The 18,520-nt window shown below is 70.4% G+C and carries 15 protein-coding genes and 1 tRNA gene; 6 read left to right on the top strand and 10 right to left on the bottom strand.

Features of this window, described 5'->3' with window-relative positions; genetic code table 11:
• Positions 1-37: 37 nt before the first annotated feature.
• From FBZ83_RS23400 to epsC, 7 genes are all read right to left on the bottom strand, one after another.
• A tRNA-Met gene (locus FBZ83_RS23400) sits at positions 38-112 on the bottom strand.
• A gap of 131 nt (positions 113-243) precedes the next feature.
• Positions 244-1,377 (bottom strand): tRNA 2-thiouridine(34) synthase MnmA, encoded by a 1,134-nt coding sequence (gene mnmA, locus FBZ83_RS23395; protein WP_145689123.1) that lies wholly within the window; start codon positions 1,375-1,377, stop codon positions 244-246.
• Positions 1,378-1,516: 139 nt separating this feature from the next.
• Positions 1,517-1,846, bottom strand: coding sequence for a ferredoxin family 2Fe-2S iron-sulfur cluster binding protein (locus FBZ83_RS23390; protein ID WP_145679071.1), 330 nt, complete (start codon positions 1,844-1,846; stop codon positions 1,517-1,519).
• Positions 1,847-1,892: 46 nt separating this feature from the next.
• A complete protein-coding gene (locus tag FBZ83_RS23385; RefSeq protein ID WP_145689122.1) occupies positions 1,893-2,558 on the bottom strand; it encodes a molecular chaperone DnaJ in 666 nt (221 codons plus the stop codon).
• Positions 2,559-2,699: 141 nt separating this feature from the next.
• Complete coding sequence (locus FBZ83_RS23380; protein ID WP_145689121.1) at positions 2,700-3,812, bottom strand: cysteine desulfurase family protein; 1,113 nt, start codon at positions 3,810-3,812, stop codon at positions 2,700-2,702.
• Positions 3,813-3,851: 39 nt separating this feature from the next.
• Positions 3,852-4,334, bottom strand: a complete 483-nt coding sequence (locus FBZ83_RS23375) for an Rrf2 family transcriptional regulator (RefSeq protein WP_014239836.1) — start codon at positions 4,332-4,334, stop codon at positions 3,852-3,854.
• A 77-nt stretch (positions 4,335-4,411) separates the two neighbouring features.
• Complete coding sequence (gene epsC / locus FBZ83_RS23370) at positions 4,412-5,185, bottom strand: serine O-acetyltransferase EpsC (protein WP_247883374.1); 774 nt, start codon at positions 5,183-5,185, stop codon at positions 4,412-4,414.
• A gap of 265 nt (positions 5,186-5,450) precedes the next feature.
• Between epsC and FBZ83_RS23365 the strand changes: the two genes are divergently transcribed.
• From FBZ83_RS23365 to FBZ83_RS23360, 3 genes are read left to right on the top strand one after another with little or no spacing between them, the layout of a single operon-like run.
• Positions 5,451-6,113: an alpha/beta hydrolase gene (locus tag FBZ83_RS23365; RefSeq protein WP_014239834.1), complete on the top strand. Its 663-nt coding sequence runs from the start codon at positions 5,451-5,453 to the stop codon at positions 6,111-6,113.
• 29 nt (positions 6,114-6,142) lie between these two features.
• Entirely contained in the window at positions 6,143-6,286 is a 144-nt protein-coding gene (locus FBZ83_RS31525; RefSeq protein WP_186466172.1) for a hypothetical protein, read from the top strand.
• 9 nt (positions 6,287-6,295) lie between these two features.
• Complete coding sequence (locus FBZ83_RS23360; RefSeq protein ID WP_145689120.1) at positions 6,296-7,639, top strand: glycoside hydrolase family 3 N-terminal domain-containing protein; 1,344 nt, start codon at positions 6,296-6,298, stop codon at positions 7,637-7,639.
• A gap of 4 nt (positions 7,640-7,643) precedes the next feature.
• Here FBZ83_RS23360 and FBZ83_RS23355 read toward each other — a convergent pair whose 3' ends face one another.
• The gene (locus FBZ83_RS23355; RefSeq protein WP_145689119.1) at positions 7,644-8,708 is read right to left on the bottom strand and encodes an anhydro-N-acetylmuramic acid kinase; all 1,065 of its coding nucleotides are present in this window, start codon (positions 8,706-8,708) and stop codon (positions 7,644-7,646) included.
• A 121-nt stretch (positions 8,709-8,829) separates the two neighbouring features.
• On the opposite strand from FBZ83_RS23355, the gene tyrS reads away from it, so the two are divergent.
• On the top strand, positions 8,830-10,083 hold the full coding sequence (gene tyrS / locus FBZ83_RS23350; protein WP_145689118.1) for a tyrosine--tRNA ligase: 1,254 nt from the start codon (positions 8,830-8,832) through the stop codon (positions 10,081-10,083).
• Positions 10,084-10,244: 161 nt separating this feature from the next.
• On the opposite strand, the gene FBZ83_RS23345 is transcribed toward tyrS, so the two are convergent.
• Complete coding sequence (locus tag FBZ83_RS23345; RefSeq protein ID WP_145689117.1) at positions 10,245-13,877, bottom strand: DUF3971 domain-containing protein; 3,633 nt, start codon at positions 13,875-13,877, stop codon at positions 10,245-10,247.
• 102 nt (positions 13,878-13,979) lie between these two features.
• Here FBZ83_RS23345 and FBZ83_RS23340 point away from each other — a divergent pair, with 102 nt between their 5' ends.
• Positions 13,980-16,985, top strand: a complete 3,006-nt coding sequence (locus FBZ83_RS23340) for a bifunctional [glutamine synthetase] adenylyltransferase/[glutamine synthetase]-adenylyl-L-tyrosine phosphorylase (protein WP_145689116.1) — start codon at positions 13,980-13,982, stop codon at positions 16,983-16,985.
• Positions 16,982-17,464 carry a thioredoxin-dependent thiol peroxidase gene (gene bcp, locus FBZ83_RS23335; RefSeq protein WP_145689115.1) on the top strand — a complete coding sequence of 161 codons (483 nt, stop codon included), beginning with the start codon at positions 16,982-16,984 and terminating at the stop codon, positions 17,462-17,464. The genes FBZ83_RS23340 and bcp overlap by 4 nt, the downstream gene beginning before the upstream one ends.
• Positions 17,465-17,504: 40 nt before the next feature.
• On the opposite strand, the gene FBZ83_RS23330 is transcribed toward bcp, so the two are convergent.
• Positions 17,505-18,500: a glycosyltransferase family 61 protein gene (locus FBZ83_RS23330; protein WP_186466171.1), complete on the bottom strand. Its 996-nt coding sequence runs from the start codon at positions 18,498-18,500 to the stop codon at positions 17,505-17,507.
• Positions 18,501-18,520: the final 20 nt, after the last annotated feature.

Below are 18,520 nucleotides of genomic sequence, written 5' to 3'. Positions count from 1 at the left end.
AAGCCAGCCAACCCATCGGATTGACTGGCCTTTATGATGGTAGCAGCGGAGGGATTTGAACCCCCGACCAAGGGATTATGATTCCCCTGCTCTACCACTGAGCTACGCTGCCATCGTGCTTACCATCATCTCCCAGCGCGGTCCGTTTCGGTGTTGGCCGCCGCGGTTCGTGCCGGGGCCGCTTATGTATTCCAGGGGGGCCGGGGTGTCAACGCTGAAATTTCACTTTTTGCGAAGTTTTCGTCAGGCCCCTGTTCCGGCAATCCAGCCACCGCCCAGCACCCGATCGCCCTGGTAAACGACGCAGGCTTGGCCGGGGGCGACGCCGTATTGCGGCTCGTGCAGTTCGGCCTGTGCGGTGCCGTCCGAACCCAGGCGCCACACCGCCGCGGCCGGCGGCTGGGCGGAGCGGAGCTTCACCTCGACCTCCAGCCCCTCGCCGGGGGCCAGGGCGGGGCCGAGCCAGTTGACCTCGCGGATCGTCACCACACGGCGCGCCAGATCGCGGCGCGGGCCGACGACGACGCGGCGCTGGCCGGGCTCCAGCCGCACGACGAACAGCGGCTCCTCCTCGCCCCGGATGCCGCCGATGCCCAGCCCCTTGCGCTGGCCCACCGTGTAATGGACCACGCCGCGGTGACGCCCGAGCACGCGCCCGTCGACATGGACGATGTCACCGGGCTCGACCGAGCCGGGGCGCAGCTTGGCCACCACGTCGGCGTAGGAACCGTTGGGGACGAAGCAGATGTCCTGGCTGTCCGGCTTGGCCGCCACCTCCAGCCCGTGGCGCTCGGCCAGGGCGCGGGTCTCCGGCTTGGTCAGGCCGCCCAGCGGGAAGCGCAGGAACTCCAGCTGCTCGCGCGTCGTGGCGAACAGGAAGTAGCTCTGGTCGCGGCCGGGATCGATGGCACGGTGCAGCTCCGCCCCCGCTGCCCCCTGGACGCGGCGCACGTAATGGCCGGTCGCCAGCGCGTCGGCGCCGAGGTCGCGGGCGGTGTTCAGCAGGTCGCGGAACTTGACCCGCTGGTTGCAGCGCACGCAGGGGATCGGCGTCTCGCCACGCAGATAGGTGTCGGCGAAGTCGTCGATCACGTCCTGGGAGAACTTGCCCTCGTAATCCAGCACATAGTGCGGGATGCCGATGCGGTCGGCGACCTGACGGGCGTCGTAGATGTCCTGCCCGGCGCAGCAGGCGCCCGGCTTCTGCAGGGCGATGCCGTGGTCGTAGAGCTGCAGCGTGATGCCGACCACGTCGTAGCCCTCCTCCCGCAGGACGGCGGCGGTGACGGAGGAATCGACGCCGCCGGACATGGCGACGACCACGCGGGTGTCCTGGGGACGCTTGGCGATGCCGAGGGAATTGGCGTAGGAGGTCATGGCGCCCTATATGGGCCGGTTCCCAAAAAATTCACCACCGGAGAACCGGGGCGCCGCAGCCCCGCGAAGGGGGCGGCGCGCCGGCTTCCCGGTGGCGGGTTCAAGCCGTGGCAGCCCTGCAAGGCGCCGCGGCGGTGGGTCAGCGCATGGCGTTGTTGGTGCCGCCGGGCAGGCGCACGGTCAGGCCGTCCAGCTCCTCGCTGACGATGATCTGGCAGCCCAGGCGCGAGGTCTTGGTCAGGCCGAAGGCGAGGTCGAGCATGTCCTCCTCGTCCTCCGAGGCCTCGTTCAGCACGTCGAACCACTCCGGCTCCACGATGACGTGGCAGGTCGAGCAGGCGAGCGAGCCCTCGCAGGCGCCTTCCAGGTCCAGGCCGTGCTTGTGCGCAACCTCGAGCACGGACAGGCCGAGCGGGGCGTCCACCTCGTGGCGGGTGCCGTTCGGCTCGATGAAGGTCATCTTGGGCATTGGGGTGCTCTCCTGAACAAAGGCGTCGGTGTGCGAGTGGCGGTGGTTAGGGTGTCTTCGGGGCAAGGCCGGAGCGCCGCGTCCGGGATTCGGCCGCCAGCGCCTCCAACCGCTCCAGCCGCGCGAGGATCCGCGCGGCGTTGTCGGTCTGCCCGTTGCGGAAGGCAATGGCAAGATACTTGATGCAACTTTCCACGCGCTGCCCGATGTCCTGGGCCAGCCGGTCCACCGTGGCGACGTCCGGGGCGCCGTCCAGCCGGTCCGCCAGCGCCGTCACCTCCTCGTCCTCCTCCGCGGTCAACGCGGCGGCGGGAGCGTCCAGCAGCTCCAGCAGGTAGCGGGCGCGGCGCACCGGGTCGCGCAGCGTCTCGTGGGCCTCGGCCAGCGCGTCGGCCTGGGCGCGGGCGTTGGCCTGCTGCCGCGCGCCGCGCGCCGCGAAGCGCTCCGGGTCCATGGCGCGGGAGAAGCCCGCGTGCTGGCGGGCCAACGCTTCCGGCTCGATGTCGAAGCGGCGCTCCAGACCCAGCCGGGTGAAATGGTCGAGCGGGCGCGGCGCCTGCACCGCCCCGCAGGAATGGCAGAACATCGCGCGCGCGGCGACCGAACGGCCGCACAGCCAGCACGGCTCCAGATCGCCGTCGATGGTCCCGGCGATCCCTTTGGGAGTCCCGCCCTTGGCAGACTGCGGCGGGCCGGAATCGGATGTCGTCATGCTTGCCGTCCGTTGAAACGCTGCACAGGTCGACCGCGAGGCCGGCGGGTCGCCGTTCCTTCGGCCGGGTGATACCGAGATGCGGGGCGCCGCGCAACCTTACACGGCCCGCGGCGGGAGGTGGAGCTCATGGAGAGGCGATTACGCCGCAGGGGCACGCGCCAGCCTTGCCGCCATCGCGGCGTAGGCCGCGGCGAAACGCTCCACCGCCGCCTCGTCGCTGTCCCAGCCCAGGCTGATCCGGATGGCGCAGGCGGCGTCCCCGGCGTCCTCGCCCATGGCGGCCAGGACGTGGGACGGCTTTACCTTGCCGCTGGAGCAGGCCGACCCGGCGCTGACCGCCACCCCGGCGAGGTCCAGCGCCATCACCTGCGTCTCCCCCGCCACGCCGGGCAGCAGCAGGTTGCTGGTGTTGCCGACCCGCGCCGCGCCGGCCCCCATCACCCGCGCGGCCGGAACGGCGGCGAGCGCCGACGCCTCCAGCGCGTCGCGCAGGGCGGTCAGGCGGGCGCTGTCGGGAAGCTCCTCCCGCGCGAGGCGCGCGGCGGCGCCGAAGCCGGCGATGCCGACGACGTTCTCGGTCCCGGCGCGGCGGCGCTTCTCCTGCCCGCCGCCGCGGATCAGCGCCTCCGGCTCCAGCCCGTCGGCGAGGATCAGGGCGCCCACCCCGGCGGGGCCGCCGATCTTGTGGGCCGACAGGGTCAGCAAATCGGCGCCGAGCGCCGCGAGGTCGAGCGGCAGGCGTCCGGCGGCCTGGACAGCGTCGCAGTGGAGCAGCGCGCCGCGCGCATGGGCAGTCCGCGCCGCCTCGGCCAGCGGCTGGATCACGCCGGTCTCGTTGTTGGCGAGCATCAGGGAAACGAGCATGGGACCGTCTGCGTCGGCGAGCAGGCGGTCGAGCGCGGCGAGGTCGGCGACGCCGTCGCGGTCCACCGGGACGCGGGCGGCGCCGGGCACCGCCTCCAGCACCGAATCATGCTCAATGGCGGAGGTGAGCACCGCCCGGCCGGGAAAGCCGCGCAGCGCCAGATTGTTGGCTTCCGTGCCGCTGCCGGTGAAGAAGACCTGGGCCGGCCGCACCCCGGCCAGGGCGGCGACCTGGGCGCGCGCCTCTTCCACCGCGCGGCGGACCGTGCGGCCGAAGCCGTGCACCGACGACGGGTTGCCGGCGAGATCCATGGCCTGGATCATCGCCGCCTTCACCACCGGCTTCAGAGGCGCCGAGGCGTTGTGGTCGAGATAGACGCGGGTCATCGGATCGAGGCGCCGGAGGATTCTCCCTTACTCCGCCCCTTACTCCGCCGCGACCGCCGCGCCCTCGTCCGCCGGCTGCGGGCCGCGGATGGTCAGGCTGCTGGTGCCGATGATCCGCCGCTCCACCACGTCCGCCACGGTGACCGAGCTGAGATACATGTGGATCTGGTTGCCCAGTTCCTCCCACAGGTCGTGGGTCAGGCAGCGCGAGCGGTTGGTGCGGCAACCCTGCGGCGTGCCGTTGGCGCAGCGGGTCGTGCGGATCGGCTCGTCCACCGCCAGGATGATGTCGGACACCCGGGTCGCGTCCGCCGGATGGGCCAGCAGGTAGCCGCCGCCGGGGCCGCGCACGCTCTTGACCAGACCGCCCTTGCGCAGCTTGGCGAACAGCTGCTCCAGATAGGAGAGCGAAATCTCCTGCCGGTCGGCGATGTCGGCAAGGGCGACGGGGCTCCCCTGGCTGGTGGCAGCAAGATCGACCATGGCCATGACGGCATAGCGTCCCTTGGTGCTGAGTCTCATTTTACCCTCCTTACCCTTCCTTCACCCCAGCCCGACCGTTCAGCGGATCGGCGCCAAGCCTCGTGTTTGTGTTTGGTTCAACAGGACGCCGCCGGACCGCCGTCGGCGGACACCGGCTCGCGCACCCCATTGTCGGGCCGGACGATCCCGTTGGGACCGCCCGATGTTTCGTATACGGATGAACTATGCGCGTCGCCGCGCTCCGATTCCAGTTCCTCGACGCGCCGGCGCAGGGTCGACACCTGATCGAGCAGGCCGTTCAGCGCGCGCGCCACCGGATCGGGGATGTCGCCGCAGGGCGTGCCGTAGGGCATGAACTTCTGCGTCTCAACACGGTCGCGCGTCACCACCGCCTTGGCCGGGATGCCGACCACCGCGATGCCCGGCGCCACATCCGCCACCACGACGGCGTTGGCGCCGACGCGGGCGCCGCGCCCGATGGTGATGGCCCCCAGCACCTTGGCCCCGGCGCCGACGATCACGCCGCTTTCCAGCGTGGGATGGCGCTTGCCCTGGTTCAGCGAGGTGCCGCCCAGCGTCACCCCATGATAGAGCATCACGTCGTCGCCGATCTCGGCGGTCTCGCCGATGACGACGCCCATGCCGTGGTCGATGAAGAAGCGGCGCCCGATGGTGGCTCCGGGATGGATCTCGATGCCGGTCAGGGCGCGGGCGATCTGCGAGACGGCGCGCGCCATCAGGTGCCAGCGGCGATCCCAGCAATAGCGCGCGACGCGGTGCAGGACGATAGCGTGGAAGCCCGGATAGCACAGCGCGACCTCGGCCCGTGACCGCGCGGCCGGGTCGCGGGCCATGATACCGTCGATCTCTTCGCGAAGATGCTTGAACACCGGAACACCCGCCGTGGTATAGTCCGCCCTCTTGCCGGAAGAGGTGATCTTTCGCAAGAGCCCTCGACCCGTGCCTCGCCGGTCGCGCGGGTTGCCCTGGAAGGACGCATCGACGCATATATGATGACCAAGCAAAACGGTCAAGAATTGTGTGCGAAAAATCCATGCTTGTCCATGGGCAACCACGTCCGCTTGCCGTGGCGTCCGCCCGCCGCTCCGCCGGTGGTCCGGATCACCTTATATTCGCGTCAGGATCGCCGTTCCCATGCCTGAAGTGATGATCAACGGTCCGGCCGGACGTTTGGAAGGGCGCTACACACACGGCACGATCCCCAACGCGCCGATGGCCTTGCTGCTGCATCCGCACCCGCATCACAACGGGACCATGAACAACAAGGTGGTCTTCACCCTGTTCCAGTCCTTCACGAAGCGCGGCTACTCGGCCCTGCGCTTCAATTTCCGCGGGGTCGGCCGCAGCCAGGGCACCTACGACAAGGGCGAGGGCGAGCTGGCCGACGCGGCGGCTGCGCTGGACTGGCTGCAGACCCACAACCCCAACGCCCCGGTCTGCTGGATCGCCGGCGTGTCCTTCGGGGCGTGGATCGGCATGCAGCTTCTGATGCGCCGTCCGGAGATCGACGGCTTCGTGTCCGTCTCGCCGCCGGCCAACCTCTTCGACTTCTCCTTCCTGGCGCCCTGCCCGTCCTCCGGCCTGATCATCCACGGCGACAAGGACGAGCTGGTTCCGGGAGCGGCGGTGAACAAGCTGGTGACCAAGCTGTCGCACCAGAAGGACATCCGGATCGACCACCGCGTGGTGCCGGGCGCCAACCATTTCTTCGCCAACCGCAGCGACGATCTGGCGGTGCAGGTGGACGACTATCTGGACCGCGCGATGGGCAACCCCGTCGCCGCCGTGGCGGAATGAGCGTTGAAACGACGAGCGGAGCGACCGTTGTGAAGACCCTTCGGCTCACCGTCCTCGCCGGCCTCGCGGCACTGCTGCTGTCCGGTTGCAGCGACGCCCAGCTCGCCAGCACCTTCGGCAACTGGTGCAAGCACGCCGACAATTGCACCGACAACAGCCGCCCGCGTCCCTGACACGACGCCATGAGCCGCATAGACACCGTGGCGCGGTCCACCATAAGGATGGCGGTGCCGACGGCGTTATGGCTCAGCGGCGCGCTGGCGCTCTGCGCTGCCCTGGCGATCCGGACTCCTTACCTGTTCTCCATCCGCTGCTGGGCTCTGGCGACCGTGCTGTGCGCGGGAGCGCTCGGCGTGGCGCTGGCCTCCTGGTGGCTGCGGAAAAACCGCCGTCCGCTGGGCTGGCTCCTGATTGCACTCTGCGCGGCGGGTCCTGTGGTTGCGTTGACGATGGAAGGCCGTTTCCTGCTGCAGAAACAGCGGGTACTGGCCAACCGCGAAGCCATGGCCCGCGATATCGGTCGTCATCTGATGATCGGCTACGGCACCTTGGCCGATGTCGAGCCGCTGGCGGCCAACGGTCTGATCGGCGGGATTTTCGTCACCCGCTCCAACATCGCCACCCGTTCGGCGGAGGGGTTGCGCGCCGACATCGCACGCTTGCAGACGCTGCGCCGTGAGGCGGGACTGCCTCCGCTGGCCATCGCCGCCGACCAAGAGGGCGGGATCGTCTCCCGCCTTTCGCCGCCGCTGACCGCATTGCCGCCCATCGGAACGCTGGCGGATCACCCCGCTGACCAGCGCCGGGCCGCGGCGCTGGCCTATGGCGCCATCCATGGCGAGGAGTTGGCCGCTTTGGGCGTCACCGTCAACTTCGCCCCCGTGGTTGACCTGCGAACAGACAACCCGACCCATTCGCTTGATTTCGGCAGCCAGATCGCCCGCCGCGCGATTTCCGATAACCCGACCACCGTTACGGAGGTCGCTCTGGCCTATGGCGAGGCGCTGCGGCAGTCTGGCGTCACCCCGACATTGAAGCATTTCCCCGGCCTGGGTGGGGTGGTCGAGGACACGCACATCATCAGCGCCACCCTGCATACCCCCACCGACGCGCTGGAGCGGAGGGATTGGCGCCCCTTCAGGGAAATTCTCGGACGGCTCGACGCCTGGCTGATGGTCGGGCACGCCACTCTTGCCACAGTGGACCCGCTGGCGCCCGCCTCGCTGTCCCGGCGTGTGGTCGGGGGTCTGCTGCGGGCAGACTGGGGGTATCAGGGAATCATTGTCACCGACGACATGACCATGGGCGCGGTCTTCAACGGCGGGCTGTGCCGGGGAGCCGTCGCGGCGCTGAACGCCGGGGTGGACATCCTTCTGGTGTCCTACGACTGGGAGCAGACGTTCCCAGCCCTGGACTGCCTGATCGACGCCGGACGCGACGGGCGGCTGGACAGCGTGGCGCTGGCGCAAAGCCGCCGTCGCCTGGACGCCATTCGACTGGGTGCCATGAAGGCCGCGCTCCCCTGAGGCGTCACAGCGGGTGGAAGCGCCCGCCGATCATCGGCCGGGGCGCGCCGGTGGTGGACGGCAGACTGAGCGGCAGACCCTTGCGGCTGCGCACCGCAAGATAGGCGAAGGCCTCGGCCTCCAGCGCGTCGCCGTTCCAGCCGACCGCCTCCACCGGATCGACCGGCACGCCCAGCCGGTCGGCCAGCATGCCCATCAGCGTCGCGTTGTGCCGCCCGCCGCCGCAGACCAGCCAGCGCAGCGGCGCCTCCGGCAGATGCGGGACGATGCGGGCGACCGATGCGGCGGTGAAGGCGGTCAGGGTCGCCGCCCCGTCCTTCACCGACAACCCGCGCACGGGCGCCGGATCGAAGGCGTCGCGGTCCAGCGACTTCGGCGCCGGCAGGTCGAAATAGGGATGGGCGAGCAGAGCCGCCAAGGCGCCCTCGTCCACCAGCCCCCCCGCCGCCAGCGCCCCGCCGGAATCGTAGCGGGCGCCCTGGCCGGACAGCACCCAGTCGTCCACCAGCGCGTTGCCCGGCCCGGTGTCGCAGGCGATCACGTCGTCCGTCCCATCGCCGATCCAGGTGATGTTGGCGACGCCGCCGATGTTCAGCACGGCCAGCGGGCGCGGCAGGGCGTCGGCCAGCGCGCGGTGGAACAGCGGCACCAGCGGGGCGCCCTGCCCGCCCGCCGCCACGTCCGCCGTGCGGAAGTCGTCGACCACGGCGATGCCGGTCGCCTGCGCCAGCCGCGCGCCGTCGCCGATCTGCCAGGTCCGGCGCTGCGCCGGGTCGTGGAAGATCGTGTGGCCGTGGAAGCCGATCAGGTCCACCGCGGCGGCCTCCGTCCCGGCCTCCACCAGCAGGCGGCGCACCGCGTCGGCGTGGGCGTCGGTCAGGGCGCGCTCCACAGCGTCCACCGGCCCCTTGCCACCGAGGCAGGAGCGCAGGTCGGCGCGGAAGCCGTCCGCGTAGGGGATGGTGACGAAGGCCAGCGGCTCCACCCGGCGCTCGCCGTCGGTGCGGACCAGCGCCGCGTCGATCCCGTCCATGGAGGTGCCGCTCATCAGCCCGACGACCGTCTGCATGTCCTGCCTCATTCCATCGGGGCCCAATCCCACAGCGAATCAGCCCCGAGAATTGTGGGGCCGCGCGTTCCATGCTAACAGACGCGACCCTGGACCCTACCACGACAGCCGGATCGCGGCCATGACGACGCTGACATCGGATTTCCTCCGCACGCTGCAGGAACGCGGCTTCATCCACCAGTGCACCGACCTCGCCGGGCTCGACGAGCGCGCGGCGAAGGGGCCGATCATCGCCTACATCGGCTTCGACTGCACGGCGGACAGCCTGCATGTCGGCAGCCTGCTGCCGATCATGATGCTGCGCTGGCTGCAGAAGACCGGCCACAAGCCGATCGTCCTGATGGGCGGCGGCACGACCAAGATCGGCGACCCCTCCGGCAAGGACGAGGCGCGCCAGCTCCTCACCGACGAGATCATCAACGCCAACATGGCGGGCATCAAGCGCATCTTCGGGCGCTACCTGTCCTTTGGCGACGGCGCCACGGACGCGGTGATGGTCAACAACGCCGACTGGCTGGACGAGCTGAAATACATCCCGCTGCTGCGCGACATCGGGCGGCACTTCACGATCAACCGCATGATGACCTTCGAATCGGTCAAGCTGCGGCTGGATCGCGAGCAGCCGCTGACCTTCCTGGAATTCAACTACATGATTCTCCAGGCCTACGACTTCGTGGAGCTGTTCCGGCGCGAGAAGTGCCTGCTCCAGATGGGCGGGTCGGACCAGTGGGGCAACATCATCAACGGTGTGGAGTTGGGCCGGCGCACCGACGGGGCGGAGCTGTTCGGCCTGACCACCCCGCTGCTGACCACCTCGTCGGGCGCCAAGATGGGCAAGACGGCGGCGGGCGCGGTGTGGCTGACCGCCGACAAGCTCAGCGCCTATGATTTCTGGCAGTACTGGCGCAACACCGAGGACGCCGACGTCGGCCGCTTCCTGCGCCTCTACACCGAGCTGCCACTGGACGAAGTGGCCCGGCTGGAGTCCCTGGAGGGCGCCGGCATCAACGAGGCCAAGAAGATCCTCGCCCACGAGGTGACCAAGCTCGCCCACGGCGAGGCGGCCGCCCTGGAGGCCGCCGAGACCGCCCGCCGCACTTTCGAGCAGGGCGCCGCGGCCGAGGGGTTGCCGAGCATCGACGTGCCCCGCGCCGCGCTCGAGGCCGGGGTCGCGCTGGTGGACCTGCTGGTGTCCGCCGGGCTGGCCGCGTCGAAGGGCGAGGCGCGCCGCCTCATCAAGGGCGCCGGCGCGAAGATGAACGACGCCGCCATCCCCGACGAGGCCGCCAAGGCCACCGCCGCCGACCTGAACGCCGACGGCGTCATCAAGCTGAGCGCCGGCAAGAAGCGTCACGCGCTGGTCAAGGCGGTGTGAGGCACCGCTGAATCTCCCTGATGTCCCCTCTCCCCTCCGGGGAGAGGGTTAGGGTGAGGGGGTTGCGCGTGGCGGAACGTCCGGCACAAGCGCAACCCCCTCACCCGCCCGCTTCGCGGTCACCCTCTCCCCAGAGGGGCGAGGGATGAACAATCCGCCCCCTACTTCACGAACGTCCCCGGCGAGGGCGCTTCCTTGCCGTCGCCGCCCTCGCCCAGGAAGAACAGGTTGCGCAGGAAACCCGGCGCCAGCATGGCGAGCGGGTTCACCGTCACGTCCGGGTCGCCCAGCGGGCCGCGGACGTGCCAGGTGGCGCTGAAGATGCCCTGCCCCTCGCCGCCGCTCAGCGCGTCGCCGAGCAGCGGAATCTGGCCGATCAGCCGGTTCAGCCCGTAGATGGGAACGATGGTGCCGCGAAGGTTGGCGGTGTCGGTCTCGATGTCCACCTCCCCCGAGAGGGTCAGGCCGAGCGCGGAGCCGGAGGTGCGCAGGTCCTTCACGGTCAGCAGGCGCCCCTCCTTGCGATAGTCGCTGACCGCCCGCCCGAAGCGGATGCCCTTGCCGCCGCCCATCAGCTCGGCGAAGCCGGACGGGGAAATGGAGTTCAGGATGCGCGCCAGCACCGGCGGGTCGACCAGCGCGTAGTCGGTCAGCTCCAACCGCCCTTCGATGGCGGCGTCGGCCCGCGGCTCAACCGTGCGGCCGGTGATCGCCAAGGCGCCGCCCTGCACCCGGTCGTTGATGTCGAGCGCGCGGAAGGTCGCGCCGGCGTCGCTGGCCGAGATAGCGACGTCGTAGAAGCCCTGGGCGCCCGGCAGATAGCGCAGGGACACCGTCCCGTCGCGCCCCGCCTTCGCCGTCACGTCGAGCGCCGTCCAGGACAGGCTGTCGCGCTTGATCCGCCCGGCCACGTCGGACAGATGGCGGCCATCCCCGAAGACGACGCGGTTCAGCTTCAGGTCGAAGTCGAGCGGCAGCGGCTTCTCGTCGGGCGGTCCCTGCTTCTTGCCGCCGGGCGGGTCGGCCTTGCCGGCCAGGACGCGGGCATCCAGGCTCTGGCCGGTGATGGTCCCGGAATAGCCGCTCTTGCCACCGTCATGCACCGTCACGTCGGCCTTCAGGTCGGTCTGGCCCACCGACATCTGGCTGACCGCCACCTTGGTGACCGCCATGGTCTGCGGCGCGAGATCGACGACCGCCTGGGCGCGCAAGCCCCCTGCATCGACCGACAGGCCGGTGATGCGGGTCACCCGGTCCTTCTGGAACTCCAGCGCCAGCTTGCCGATGCCGGGGACGCCGGGCCGCTTTTCCCAGCCCAGCTCGTCGATGCGCAGGTGGGTCTTCTCCAGGTTCAGCCCGGCGGTCAGGCCGAAGCGGCGGCGCTGGTCCACGGTGAACAGCACGTCCGCCCCCAGCGGCCCCGCGACGTGCTCGCCGAGGTCGATGCCGTGGCTGCGCAGGTCCTGGGCGTCCACGTCGCCCTTCACGGCGATGCGGGTGCGCGGCCCCTTGGCGGTGGAGGTGAACTGCTCCTTCCAGTCGATGGTGACGGGGATGCCGTCCAGCTTGGTGTTGCCCTTCACCGACATGGCGTTCATGTCGAGCGCCAGCGTCAGGTCACCCTCGGTCGCGGTCAGCCCGGCGGCCACCTTCTCCACCCCGACGCCGCGCAGCTTGGCCGCGACGTCCAGGTTCAACTGCTCCACCTTCAGATCGACCAGCAGCGGGAACTGGAAATGGAGCTGCGCGTCGGCCTGCCCTTGCGTGCGCTTGGGGTCGAGGTCGAGGCGGCTGGGATAGCCCAGCGGCGGGCTGTCCAGAACGGTCAGGATGGTGCGCACCGGCCCGCGGACCGGGACGCGGATGTCCATGGTCTCCTTGCCGGTGTCCAGGCCGCCGATGACGATCGTGCCCTCGCCGAGCTGAACGTCGTCGATCCGCCCGCCCTTGGTGTGGATGGTGAAGGTCTTGCCGTCGGTGGTCACCTCCGCCCCCACGCCGGAGACCTTGGGCAGCGGGCGGAAATAATCCACCGTCATGTCCTCGGCCTTGATGCCGGCCTGGAAATGCGTCACGTCGATCGCCGCGAGGTCGGACAGCGGCCCGCTGGCCCGGACGGTCGCCGTCGCCTCCGGCACGACGCCGTGCGACAGGTTCTCGGTCACCCACTCCCGCGGGTTCTTCCCCACCCCCAGCGGCCACAACCGGGGCAGCTCGTCGGCCGGCACCCGGCGGGCCGTCACGGCGGCCTCCACCGACAGGCGGGCGTTCGGCGTGCCGGGCGGGTCGATGGTGGCCCGCGCGGTCCCCTCGATGGTCGGGCCGCCGAGATCGACCGCCAGCCGCTCCACCTCAAGCTGGCCGGAAGCGCGGTCCCCGGTCACCGTCAGGGCCGCGGAGGCGACGGGCAGCGGTTCCGGGAACAGGTCCGGCCGAACGACGCGCCCGGCACCGGCCGTCAGCTCCGCCCGACCGCTGCGCGGCTGCCCGTCGGGGTCCAGCTCCAGGCTGGCCGTGCCGGACAGGGGAAGCTGCGCCGCGGCGAGCGGCGCCAGCGCCGGGGCGAGGCCGGCCAGCGTGGCGGGCACCAGCCCGCCGAGCGTTGCGGCGACCGACGCGCCCTTGTCGGGAACCTGCGTGCCGTCGAGGGCGAGCGAAGCCCGCTCGCCACCCGCCGTCAGGTCGAGCCGCAGGCTGCCGCTGCGCTGCCCGCCCTGCTCCCGCAGGTCGCCCCGCCCGGCCATCGCCATCCCGTCGAACGCGAGGTCCAGCCGCTCCAGCTCCGCCCGCCGGCCCGGCACGTCCAGCCCGCCGCGCAGCCGCACACGCTCGACATGGTAGGGGTCGGGCCGCAGCGCGGGCAGGCTGACCTCCCCCGCGCCGCCCTGCAGGTCGAAGCTGAAGCGCACCGGCTCGAACCGCGAATCCAGGGTGGCGTCGATGCGCCCGCCAAGAGGAACGGTCACCGCCGACAGCGGCGCCAGCAGCGGGCCGATCTTGGCCAGCGCCGCCGGTTGCAGCCCGTCGAATCGGGTGGACAGCGCGGTCTCGGCGTCGGCCATGCGATGGACACCCGACGCTTCCACCGCCGCCGTCCGCCCGTCGAGGTCGAGCAGAAGCTGCGCCCCGCCGACGATTTCCGTTCCGTCGCGGGTCAGCACGATGTCGGCGCGGTTGGCGTGCCAGGACAGGCCCAGCATCCGGTTCGTCACCGTCAGATCGGCGCCGACGATGGTCAGCCGCCGCAGCAGGCCCAGCGGGCGGGCGATGTCCGGCGGCTGCATCAGGGTGGCGACGATCTCCCCCGCGAAGTCGGGACCGCCGTCCGGCTCCTCCCTCTCCGGCGCGCCGGGGGACGGGAGCGAGCGCACGTCGAAGTCCAGGCTGCCGTCGGCCCGGCGCACCACCTGGAGGCGCGGCCGCACGAGGTCGAGCCGGGTCGGCGACAGCTTGCCCTGGAACAGCGCGCGCACGGAGAAGCCGACGCCCAGCTCCGGCACCGCCGCAAGCTCGTCCCCCTCGGCGTTGACCGCGTGCACGTCGATGGCCCGCAGGTCGAGGCGGGTCAGCCCGTCGCTCTCCTCCTCGTCCACCCAGGACAGGACGAGCTGGCCGACATCGACGCGGTAGCGGCCCTGCGGGTCGCTCAGCGCCCGCTCCACATAGGGGGTCAGCGGGTCCAGCGCGATCGGCCCCTGGGCCAGCCGCCACGCGAACAGCCCGCCGGCCGCGCCGACGACGACGACCGCGCCCGCGGTGGTCCAGGCGAGAATCTTCGCGGTGCGCCGGATCACGGTCGGTGTCCCGGCGACGATGCCCGCGCGTTGTCACGGTTGACCGGACCCGCGCGACCGCGCACCTTCCTGCTCAGTTCTTGTGCAGGGATAGCCGCGACCATGACCACCACGCTGCCGAAACCCTTCGACACCGCCCTCGCCGAACGCGGCCTGGAGCGCTGGCGCGCCGAGGCGGCGAATGCCGCCGACAACGACGGCGACAGCACCGGCGACGCCTTGCGCGCCTGGGCCAAGGCGTACGCCGATTCGGCCGAGGGCCGGGCGCTGATCGATGCGGTGTGCGGCAACAGCCCGTATCTTGGCCAGATCCTGACGCGCGAGCTGCCCTTCGTCCGCGAGACGGTGACGCAGGGGTACGACGCCACCTTCGCGACGCTGCTGCGCCGGCTGGAGGCGGACTGCGCGGAGGAGCGCAACATCGACCGGCTGATGACCGCCCTGCGCATCGCCAAGCGGCGGGCGGCGCTGCTGATCGCCATGGCGGACATCACCGGCGCGTGGGAGCTGGAGGCCGTCACCGGCGCGCTGTCCGACATCGCCGAGACGTCGGTTCGGATGGCGGCAAACCACCTGCTGCGCCGCGCCGCGGAGGCGGGCACGCTGACGCTGCCGGAACCGCAGCGGCCATGGGTCGGGTCGGGCCTGATCGTGCTTGGCATGGGCAAACTTGGTGCGCGCGAGCTCAACTATTCCAGCGATATCGACCTGATCGTCCTGTACGACGACGCCGTCGTTCAAACGCCCCAGCCGGACAACCTCGCCCGCACGTTCATTCGTATCGCGCGCGATCTTGTCCGCATTATGGATGAACGGACCAAGGACGGCTACGTCTTCCGTACAGATCTGCGGCTGCGCCCCGATCCCGGGGCCACGCCGCTGGCGGTGTCCGTCTCGGCGGCCGAAATTTACTACGGCAGCGTCGGGCAGAACTGGGAACGCGCGGCCATGATCAAGGCCCGCCCGATCGCCGGCGATCCGGAAGCGGGGGCGCATTTCCTGCGTTTCCTCGAACCGTTCGTGTGGCGGCGCCACCTCGACTTCGCGGCCATCCAGGACATCCATTCCATCAAGCGTCAGATCAACGCCCACAAGGGCCATCGTGAAGTGACGGTGAACGGCCACGACATCAAGGTCGGCCGTGGCGGAATCCGCGAGATCGAGTTTTTCGCCCAGACCCAGCAGCTGATCTTCGGCGGGCGCGACATCCGCGTGCGCATCGCCCCCACCCTGCTGGCCAACAAGGCGCTGTGCGCGGTCGGCCGCGTGCCGGAGGCGGCGGTGGAGGAGTTGGAAGAGGCTTACCGCTTCCTGCGCCGGGTCGAGCACCGCATCCAGATGACCGACGACCGCCAGACCCACCAGATCCCGGCGGACGACGAGGGGGTGGCGCATCTCGCGACCTTCCTCGGCTACGAGCGGGTGGAGGATTTCCGCGCCGACCTGCTGGCCCAGCTCGGCCGGGTGGAGGACCGCTACGCCGAGCTGTTCGAGGAGGCGCCGTCGCTGTCCGGCCCCGGCAACCTCGTCTTCACCGGAACCGACGACGACCCCGGCACGGTGAAGACGCTGGCCGGCATGGGCTACCGCGACCCCAGCCGGGTCATCGCCGTGGTCTCCACCTGGCACCGCGGGCGCTACCGCTCCACCCGCTCGGGCCGCGCGCGGGAGCTGCTGACCGAGCTGGTGCCGGCCATGCTGAACGAGCTGGCCAAGACCCCCGCCCCGGACGACGCGCTGGTCAAGTTCGACAGCTTCCTGGAGCGGCTGCCGGCGGGGGTCGGGCTGTTCTCGCTGTTCATCGCCAACCCCTGGCTGCTCGCCCTGGTCGCGGAGATCATGGGCACGGCGCCGCAGCTGGCCGAGACGCTGTCGCGCAACCCGTCGCTGCTCGACGCCGTGCTGTCGCCCGACTTCTTCGACCCGCTGCCCGACGCGGCGGGGCTGACGCCGGAATACCAGCGCTTCATCGCCGGGGCGCACAACTTCGAGGACGTGCTGACCCTGTCGCGGCGCTGGACCAACGACCAGCGCTTCCGCGCCGGGACGCACATCCTGCGCGGCATCACCGACGGCGACCGCTGCGGCCCCTTCCTCGCCGATCTGGCCGACGTGGTGGTGCCGGAGCTGGCCGCCCGCGTGGAGGAGGAGTTCGCCGCCCGCCACGGCCGCATCCCCGGCGGCGCCTGGGTGGTGGTGGCGATGGGCAAGCTGGGCAGCCGTCAGCTCACCATCACCTCCGACATCGACCTGATCGTCGTCTACGAGGTGCCGCCGGGCACCCGCCAGTCGGACGGAGCCAAGCCGCTGGCTCCCAACGAGTATTACATCAAGCTGACGCAGCGCCTGACCAACGCCATCACCGCCCCGATGGCCGACGGGCGGCTGTACGAGGTGGACATGCGGCTGCGCCCGTCGGGCAACGCCGGGCCGCTCGCCACCGCGCTGGACGCCTTCACCGCCTATCAGGCCAAGGACGCCTGGACGTGGGAGCACATGGCCCTGACCCGCGCCCGCGTCATCGGCGGCGATCCGGCGCTGGGCGGCAAGGTCGAGTCGGCGATCCGCGGCGTGCTGACCGGCCCGCGCGACCCGGTCAAGGTGCTGCGGGACGTCGCCGACATGCGCCGCCGCATCGACAAGGAGTTCGGCACCACCAACCCGTGGAACGTCAAATACGCCCGCGGCGGCCTGATCGACATCGAGTTCACGGCCCAGTATCTCCAGCTCCGCCACGGCCATGCGCATCCGGACATCCTGTCCATCGCCACCAGCCGCGCCCTGCTCAACGCCGCCGCGGCCGGGCTGCTGGCGCCGGAGGTGGCGATGGAGCTGGCGGCAACGCTGAAGCTGTGGCGCCGCGTGCAGGGCTTCCTGCGCCTGACCACCGACGGCGTGCTCGATCCCCGGCAGGTGTCGCCCACCCTGCGCGAGGGTCTGTCCCGCGCCGCCTTCCCGGACGAGGAGCCGGCGGTTGACTTCGCCGCGCTCGACAGCAGAATCCGGGACATCGCCGCCCGCGCCCACCGCCATTTCGTGGCGCTGGTCGAGGAGCCGGCGTCAAGGCTGCCTCCCCCAGAGACCAACGAAGAAGCCAAACTCCCATGAGCGATACCCAGACGCCCGTCATCGAGGCCGGCACCCCGGCCCCGGACTTCACCATGCCGACCGACGGCGGCGGCAGCGTCACGCTGTCCGCCCTGCGGGGCAAGCCGGTGATCCTGTACTTCTACCCGAAGGACGACACCTCCGGCTGCACGTCGGAGGCTTGCGGCTTCCGCGACCAGCTTCCGGACTTCAGCGGGCTGGACGCCGTCATCATCGGCGTGTCCAAGGACAGCGTGGCCAGCCACGACAAGTTCAAGGCGAAGTACGATCTGCCCTTCACGCTGGCCTCCGACAAGGAGACCGGCGTCGCCGAGGCCTACGGCGTCTGGGTCGAGAAGAGCATGTACGGCCGCAAGTACATGGGGCTGGAGCGCGCGACCTTCCTGATCGACAAGGACGGCATCGTCCGCAACGTCTGGCGCAAGGTGAAGGTCACCGGCCATGTCGCCGCGGTGCTGAAGGCACTTCAGGCGCTGTAGTCGTTTCGCGATGCGGTGGGGGACACCATCCCTCGCCGCTTCAGCCGACGCCGACCCCGGCAAGGCATTCGCGCAACGCGTCGAGCGGAACGACGTAGTCCCGCTCGATGATGTCATGATGGCTTTCAGGCCGTTCGATGCAGGCCAGATCGAGATAGCGCATCCCCCGCTGGGCGGCGAGATTTCCAAAGAAGGGCTGGAGAACGCGGCCGCGAAGCTCGATCAGGGTGGCGCCCGCCGGAGCGAACAGGATGTTGGTCAAGGCCGCGCCGTGGCAGCCGACGATCAGCTCCGCACCACTGAACAGGGCGATCTGTTCCTCGAACGTGAGGCTTCCCGGATCGACGGCCAGAAAGCCCAGCGGCTCCAGCGCGTCGGCCACCTCGTCCTGGTTCACGGCAAAGCGCTTGGTGGTGTTCCTGCGCAGGACGAACAGCCGCTTCGCCCCGCTCGGCGCCGGCAGGACGTCGCGGGCGTGGTTCAGCACCACATTCCAGATCGCCACCGCCTGCGACCGCAACGGCAGCGGCACGAGGCAATCGGAATAACCGCTCCAATCGCTGCGGCTGACATGCAGATCCAGCGTGTCGAGCTTCAGCCCGGCCATGAAGAGGCGCAGCGAGGCCGCCTGCCACGCGTTGGGCGGGCCGTCCATGATGACCCGCCGCTCCGCGCCGTCCGGGGCGATCGCGCCGAAGACCAAACGCGGCAGGTAGTCCAGGCACCAGTGGAAATAATTGTCGTTGCCGCCCATCGCCAGATACTTGCCGGGCGGCTCGGGCTCGGTGAGCGCCTTCAGGAAGACCGGCGAGGGGGGCTGCCCCACCATCCCATAGGCAATCTCCTGGAACATGCCGAAATGCGGCCGGAAGCAGCGCAGATCCGGCGTCACCGGGAACATCAGGTGGTTGTTCAGAACACAGCGGTCGAAGACGGCCGCGACCGGGTTGCCGTCGCCGCCCCGCAGGAGGTGGCCGAGATGCGGGTTGGCCGCCAAATGCTCGACCAGATCAACGCTCTGTATCGTGCCGTCCATGCAACCCCCCATGCCGGTTT

Origin of the sequence: Azospirillum brasilense (assembly GCF_007827815.1) — a bacterium.
Classification (GTDB): Bacteria; Pseudomonadota; Alphaproteobacteria; order Azospirillales; family Azospirillaceae; genus Azospirillum; species Azospirillum brasilense_C.
This window is presented reverse-complemented; position numbering and strand designations above follow the sequence as displayed.